The following is a 6228-nucleotide window of genomic DNA, read 5'->3' on the forward strand; positions in this document are numbered from 1 at the left end:
CATCGATGCGACGTCCACGTTCGCGAGGAGAGCAAACGGCAAGAAGCGCAGCGACAGGGGTAGCGACGGCACAATGCGCACCGTCAATGGCCAAGCAGCCTTCGATGTGCTGCCTCGGTGGCGTTGTCGACGGGGAACATGCATTCGATGCGCAGTTCCTGCGCACTGACCGTCTGTGGCATGCCCACCGTCGTAACCATGGAAAAGTAGTTCAAGATCACGTCGTCCTTCGCAAGGCTCAGGGGAACGACGGGAGCATTGGGCGCAATGGTGGTGGGCCCGGACGTTATCCATTCTGGTTTGACGTCCGGGTAGGCATGAAGCGCGCGCAGCAGCTCGTTTGTTTTTTCGTCGATCACACGTCCTACTGACTCGCGATGGACGCGCTGGATCAGGTTGTGGGCAAGTTGCTCCCAGTTCACGATGAAGGGACGCAAGCCATTGGGATCAAAAATTAGATGCAGCATGTTGCGTGGTCCGGGGCGCGCCGACATGTCGATAAAGCAGTTGAACAAACGCGGGGCGTCGTCGTTGCTCATGACGACATTCCAGTACCGATCCAACACGATGGCGGGAAAAGGGGCGTGCTGGCGCAGCATGCGTTCCAGCGGCTTGCGCAGGCCCTGCATCTCAGAGGCATCCAGAGGGCTTTCCGAGTACACCGCAGCATACCCGGCCGCCTGCAATAGCGTGTTGCGCTCGCGCAGGGGGATGTCCAGGGCTTGCGCAAGGTCGAGGAGCGCATGGCGGCTTGGTATGCTTCGTCCGCTTTCGATGAAGCTGATGTGCCGCTGCGATATGCCCGCATCGAGGGAAACCTCGAGCTGGCTCTTGCCGCGCTGGCCACGCCAGTAGCGCATCAGAGGACCCAACTCGTTTTGCTGCCCTGCATCAGGTCCGCTTCTATGCGATACGTAGCTCATGACGTCTCCAGCGTTGATAGGTCTGCGAAGGATTATCCCTGGCATGTCTCGCGTGCCGCAGTGTCGATCACCTGAGCGACTGTCTCGGGCTGTGACACCGGCAGCGCGTGCGAGGCTTCGACCTCGACGACGGTCGAGCCGGCGCGCTCGGCCATGAAGCGCTGGGCTTCGGGAGGCAAGGATTGGTCGTTTGTAGCGATCACGTTCCAGGATCGCAGGCGCATCCAAGCCGGTGCGCGGTCGAAGGTCTCGCCCAGTGCAGCCGCGTAGAGCGGACGCTGTGCGGACGCCATCAGCGCTACGGTCGCCGCTGGCACGTCGGCGGCATAGACATCGCCGAAATGTTCCGATCGAAGATACAGATCCTCGCCACCGGGACATTCCCGCATGAGCGTCGTCGTCTCGTCGAGCTTGCTGCCGGAGAAGCGGCCATTAAGCTCACCCGTACTTTCGTCGACATCGGGTGCAAAGGCGGCGACGAAAACCAGCGCCTTGATATCGGCATGGCAGATGGCCGGATGCGAAATGACCGATCCACCATAGGAGTGACCGACGACAATCATGGGGCGGTCGATCGTCTTCAGGAATGTCGAGAGGTATTCGGCATCTGTATACAACCCACGCAAGGGCATGGCTGGGGCGATGGTCTCGTATCCCATATTCCACAAGTGGCGACTGACGCCATGCCATATCGATGCATCTGTGAGAGCACCGTGGACGAGCACGATAGTCGGTTGGTTGCTCATGAAAACGTCTCCTTGAAATCAAGATGGGGGATGGATCGATGCCTAGAATCGAGCACGTCCATGTGTCGATGGTCGGGGTCAATGTTCCGTTCTGTAGCCGCCCCCCTCGCGAGGCGCGATAGGTGAGCACCGTTTCAGTCGTTTCCCAGTAGCCTCACACGTCCGTTCGGAAACGGTTTGCAACCCTTGGGCGGGTGCGGTATCCGGTGATACCTGCCGTAAATTCCGTTTGTGGCGCATAGCCATGTAGAGCTGAAGCTCCCCGGCAACGATGAGCCCGCGCAGCAGAGCGAATTCGATCCACGCAGTGACGCCATCGGTACTGACGAGTTGGCTGTCCACGTCGACGCGTTCGTACGTGTGGATGGCGCCTAAGTATCGCAGCGCCAGCATTTTATTCGCGAAACGCCACCCATACCTGCGGCTGGAACTCCGGCTCCAACGGCGGTTGCGTCACGCTGCCGGTGTAATTGGTGATCGTCGAGGCCGCCACGATGGCTATGACCTCCAGCAACTGATCTGGGCCAAACCCGGCCTGCAGGAACGCTAGTTGGTCGTGCGCGTCGATGCATCCGCGCTTTTCGATCAGCGCCCTCGCCAGCCTGGACAGCGCGGCAAGTTGGGCATCACTGGGTAGGTCGCCATCACGGATTGCTTGCACGTCGGCTGGCGCAACGCTGTTCTTCAGCGAGAGAGAGCTGTGAAAGGCAACAGCCCAGGTACACGTGTTGGTCACCGCATTGGTGAGCAGCAGCGTCTGAATTTGTGGCTCGGAGAAGCTACCTCCGTGAACGTTCTGGAAGACAGCGGCGAGGCAGTTGATCAGCACTGGCGACGTGGCCATCGCGCCGGCAATGTTGGGGATGAAGCCAAACGCTGATTGGAGCCCCTGCAGAGCGGTCCTGGATGCGTTCGGAGCAGTTTCTAGAGTGTGGATGGGGAAAGCGGGCATGATGTGTCTCTCAAAAGAATAACGAGGCGATACCGGGATACATTCCGAGGATGCGGGTGTACTCGAGTGGTAGCCACTATGCGCGGAGGGTAGTGGTGCCTCAATTACCTGAGAGGTAATGACCTACGGAAGAATGTGCTCTGCGACGTAGGCTGGTGTGCGTGATTGGCTGGTGGTGACAGTGCAGAGTGATTAGGGACTGTTATCGGGGTAGGGTAGGGCGTAGATCTAAATCAAAGAAGGTCTGCTGATCATGTGGCCTGTCACACGATACTGGCTCTCGTATGTTGCTTGAGCTCAATTTCTCGTAGGCTAAAGCCGCCATCCCAACCTAGAGGACACTCATGGCCATTAATCTCGACTCGCTCTCTCCCACTGAACTCCAAGCGCTCATCAAGAGTGCCGAAGCGCAAATGGACTCCGCGCGCAAGAATCACGTCAGGGAAGTGCGTGCCAAGATCGATGGGGTTCTGGCAAGCGCCGGGCTGGCCCTTTCGGACGTCTACCCGACCCGTGGCGGCAAGGGCGCCAAGGGGCCGAAGGCGGCGGTGGCACCCAAGTACCGTAATCCGGGAAACCCCGCCCAGACGTGGTCTGGCCGCGGCAAGCGCCCGCTGTGGTTCAACGAGGCTCTGAAGAAGAAAGGCGTCACAGCAGATAGCCTCCTGATCGCAGGCGCTTCCCCCAAAGCCGCACCCGCAAAGAAAGCGGCAGCGAAGGCCACCCGGAAGGCTTCGACGAAGAAGGCAGCCAAGAAGTAAGGCCGCTAACGGTTACGGAGGGAGGAGCCCCGGAGGTTTTCTTGCGGGGCTCTTTTATGGCTCTTCAGCCTGATGACTGATCTCGTGTCCGCTTCCGACCCAAAGCGGACGTTGGGGCGGGATGATTAGCCTGTGTTATCGAAGATGGGGCAAATGTCCGCCACCCAAAGCGGACATTTGGACAATGTGATTAGGGTTGGTTATCGGGGGTAGGGCAGCGACACATTCGCCTAGCTTCGTCCCGACTACCGCTCGCGCATTTCCAAAACATCAACTCGACTCAAGAAGGCTTTTTCGCAGGCGTTCACGATTACGGGTGCGCAATGCTCGGAACGCTTTGGCCTGGATGCTTTCCGGAGTCTGTCGCAGCTTCGAGAAATAGTCGGAAGCACTCTCCGAACACACAGACACCTGATGATCCATCACAGTACTGATGCTGCGGTGTTCGGCCAGGGCCGAGGATGGGGAAGAGCAGAGAATATCGCAAGAATTTACATATTGACACGCAGGTCTCTGCGGCGTTAGTTCTAAAAGGGCACCGCGCGTAACGCGCGGTTTCAAGGGGACAATGCGATGCGTGCACGTTGGCAAGGGAGCTGCCTGTGGGCAGCAGTGATGCTGGTGCTATCGAGTTGGTGCCATGCTCAGTCGGTGTCCCCTGAGGATGAGTACAAGCAACTGATTCAAGTCAACCAGAACATCCAGCCGTTGGGGGCACATCCCTTCGGCGAAAACATCAGTCTGTTCGACGGCACGCTGTCCTTTGATGTCATCGATATCAGCTTGCCAGGCAACGGACCAACGATCCAATTGGGACGTGAGCTGACCCCCGCGACAGGGTCGTTCATTGCGGCGAATGCAAACCTCGCCTTTGGGGATTGGGATCTAGACATTCCCCGCATTGAGACAATCACCGCTGATCAGTCCAATGTCACGAACTGGCAGACGGGAGGTGGGACCCAGCGCTGCACCTACTTCAGCGCCCCGCCTCAAGTTGGGCCGTTGCAACCCAACGGCACTCCTTGGTCTCCCAGCCAATGGTGGTATGGCTACCACTTGATGTTGCCTGGTCAAGGCAGCCAGGCTTTGTTGGTGCGCGGCTCTGAAAACACGCTCACGCCGACCAATGGAACGAGCTATCCCATCGTCACCAAACAAAACTGGATGGTCGGCTGCGGGGTGACTGCGGACGATGGAGGCGAGGGCTTTCAGGCAATCGGCCCAGACGGTACCTCGTATACGTTCTCCCATCTGGTCTATCACACGATGGCGACGCAACATGAGCCGCTTGGCACCGCGCCAACAGGCGATGCGATCACGGCCATCCAAACCTCTAGTGCGACTATCCATCCGATGGCGGCGACCACCAACATGTTGGATCGCCGCGACGCACTGATGTACGTCACACAGATCAAGGATCGTTTCGGCAACACTCTCACCTATCACTACGATTCAAGCACGGGTTATCTCACCAGCATCACGGCTAACGATGGACGCGAGGTGGATGTTGCGTATGTATCGGGTACGGCAGAAGTCCAATCGATAACTGCCAAAGCTGCAAACGTTGCGTCGCGCACTTGGAACTACAGCTATAGCACTACGTCCGTTGGTGCATTACCCACCCTAACGGGGGTCACACTCCCAGACGGAAGTGCATGGTCATACCAGTTGGGTGCGTTTGATACCGTGACTTTGACGACGGCAGGCGGTGACTGCCAGGGAAATACGCTGCCGATCCTGTATTCCTACCCCTCTACAGGAACCATCACTCAGCCTTCCGGCTTGTCTGCGACGTTCACGCTGACGCCCACATTGCATGGGCTCTCGTATGTCACCAAAGAATGCTGGGGGGACGCTAGCACCGGTGGGGACGCTCCCTATGCAGTTTTCCCCAACTATTACTACCAATACTCGATAACGAGTGAGGTGGTGTCGGGCGCGGGCTTGCCCACAGAGACGTGGAGCTACAGCTACTCACCGCTGAATCGGAGTTGGTCGACTGATACTTGCGCGACGAGTGGCACCTGCTCGACGACTGCCTATACGGATGTCACGGATCCCGGTGGCAACGATACCCGCTACACCTTCAGTAATCGCTTCGATGCTACGGAAGGGTTGTTGCAGAGTACGAACTACTACAGTGGTTCCTCCAGCGGAACGCTGATGCGTTCTGAGATCAATACTTATGCCAATCCCACGGGAGGTCCGTGGCCGACGACTTACGGTGGCGATTTGCAGGTTCGCGATAACGCGGCGCAGGCCACAGAACTATCGCCATTGAGCCAACGTGCGACCACACAGGACGGCCAGACCTATACCTGGCAGGCAGTGGGCTTCAACGCTTATGCCCAGCCCACCGACGTGAAGCGTTACAGCAACGTTACCGGCCAGACCTCGATCGAAGAGACCACGGTCTACCTCAACGACACCAACCTCTGGGTGCTGGACCCGGTGCGGACCGTGACCAACAAGGGCACGGGCGAAGTGGAGGTGAGCAACACCTACAACAGCCTGGACGAACTGACTGCACGCGCCCGCTTCGGCGAGACGCTGATGAACTACACGTGGAATACCGCCGGTCAGCTGGCCAGTTTCGAGGATGGCGACAGCCACACCACCACGCTGGGCAACTACTACCGCGGCATCCCGCAGTCGATCAGCTACCCGGACAGCACCAGCGAGACCCTGGCCGTTGACGACCTCGGGCAGATCACCTCGATCACCGACCAGTCCGGCCACACCACCGGCTACAGCTACGACTCGGTCGGTCGGATCGCGCAGATCACCTATCCCTACGACAGCAGCATCGACAGTGCGCAGTGGACGCCCAAGGTCTTCACCTACGC

At 58.6% G+C, this 6228-nt stretch carries 5 protein-coding genes; 2 read left to right on the forward strand and 3 right to left on the reverse strand.

What is annotated here, in order from left to right; translation table 11 throughout:
• Positions 1-83: 83 nt before the first annotated feature.
• The 3 genes from IHE46_RS16630 to IHE46_RS16640 form a co-directional block, all read right to left on the reverse strand.
• Positions 84-923: a helix-turn-helix transcriptional regulator gene (locus tag IHE46_RS16630; RefSeq protein WP_192166028.1), complete on the reverse strand. Its 840-nt coding sequence runs from the start codon at positions 921-923 to the stop codon at positions 84-86.
• 32 nt (positions 924-955) lie between these two features.
• Entirely contained in the window at positions 956-1669 is a 714-nt protein-coding gene (locus IHE46_RS16635; RefSeq protein ID WP_192166030.1) for an alpha/beta hydrolase, read from the reverse strand.
• A gap of 394 nt (positions 1670-2063) precedes the next feature.
• Positions 2064-2621 (reverse strand): carboxymuconolactone decarboxylase family protein, encoded by a 558-nt coding sequence (locus IHE46_RS16640; RefSeq protein ID WP_192166033.1) that lies wholly within the window; start codon positions 2619-2621, stop codon positions 2064-2066.
• Between the two features lie 344 nt (positions 2622-2965).
• Between IHE46_RS16640 and IHE46_RS16645 the strand changes: the two genes are divergently transcribed.
• Complete coding sequence (locus tag IHE46_RS16645) at positions 2966-3382, forward strand: H-NS histone family protein (RefSeq protein WP_192166034.1); 417 nt, start codon at positions 2966-2968, stop codon at positions 3380-3382.
• A 573-nt stretch (positions 3383-3955) separates the two neighbouring features.
• Positions 3956-6228, forward strand: a 2273-nt coding sequence (locus IHE46_RS16650; protein WP_192166036.1) for an RHS repeat domain-containing protein, incomplete at its 3' end; no start/stop codon positions are given.

Origin of the sequence: Rhodanobacter sp. DHG33 (assembly GCF_014843005.1) — a bacterium.
Lineage (GTDB): Bacteria > Pseudomonadota > Gammaproteobacteria > Xanthomonadales > Rhodanobacteraceae > Rhodanobacter_A.

What these genes read in the sequence shown, in the direction of transcription:
- IHE46_RS16630 (WP_192166028.1), bottom strand. Translation starts at nt 923, where the DNA reads ATGAGCTACGTATCGCATAGAAGCGGACCTGATGCAGGGCAGCAAAAC.
- IHE46_RS16635 (WP_192166030.1), bottom strand. Translation starts at nt 1,669, where the DNA reads ATGAGCAACCAACCGACTATCGTGCTCGTCCACGGTGCTCTCACAGAT.
- IHE46_RS16640 (WP_192166033.1), bottom strand. Translation starts at nt 2,621, where the DNA reads ATGCCCGCTTTCCCCATCCACACTCTAGAAACTGCTCCGAACGCATCC.
- IHE46_RS16645 (WP_192166034.1), top strand. Translation starts at nt 2,966, where the DNA reads ATGGCCATTAATCTCGACTCGCTCTCTCCCACTGAACTCCAAGCGCTC.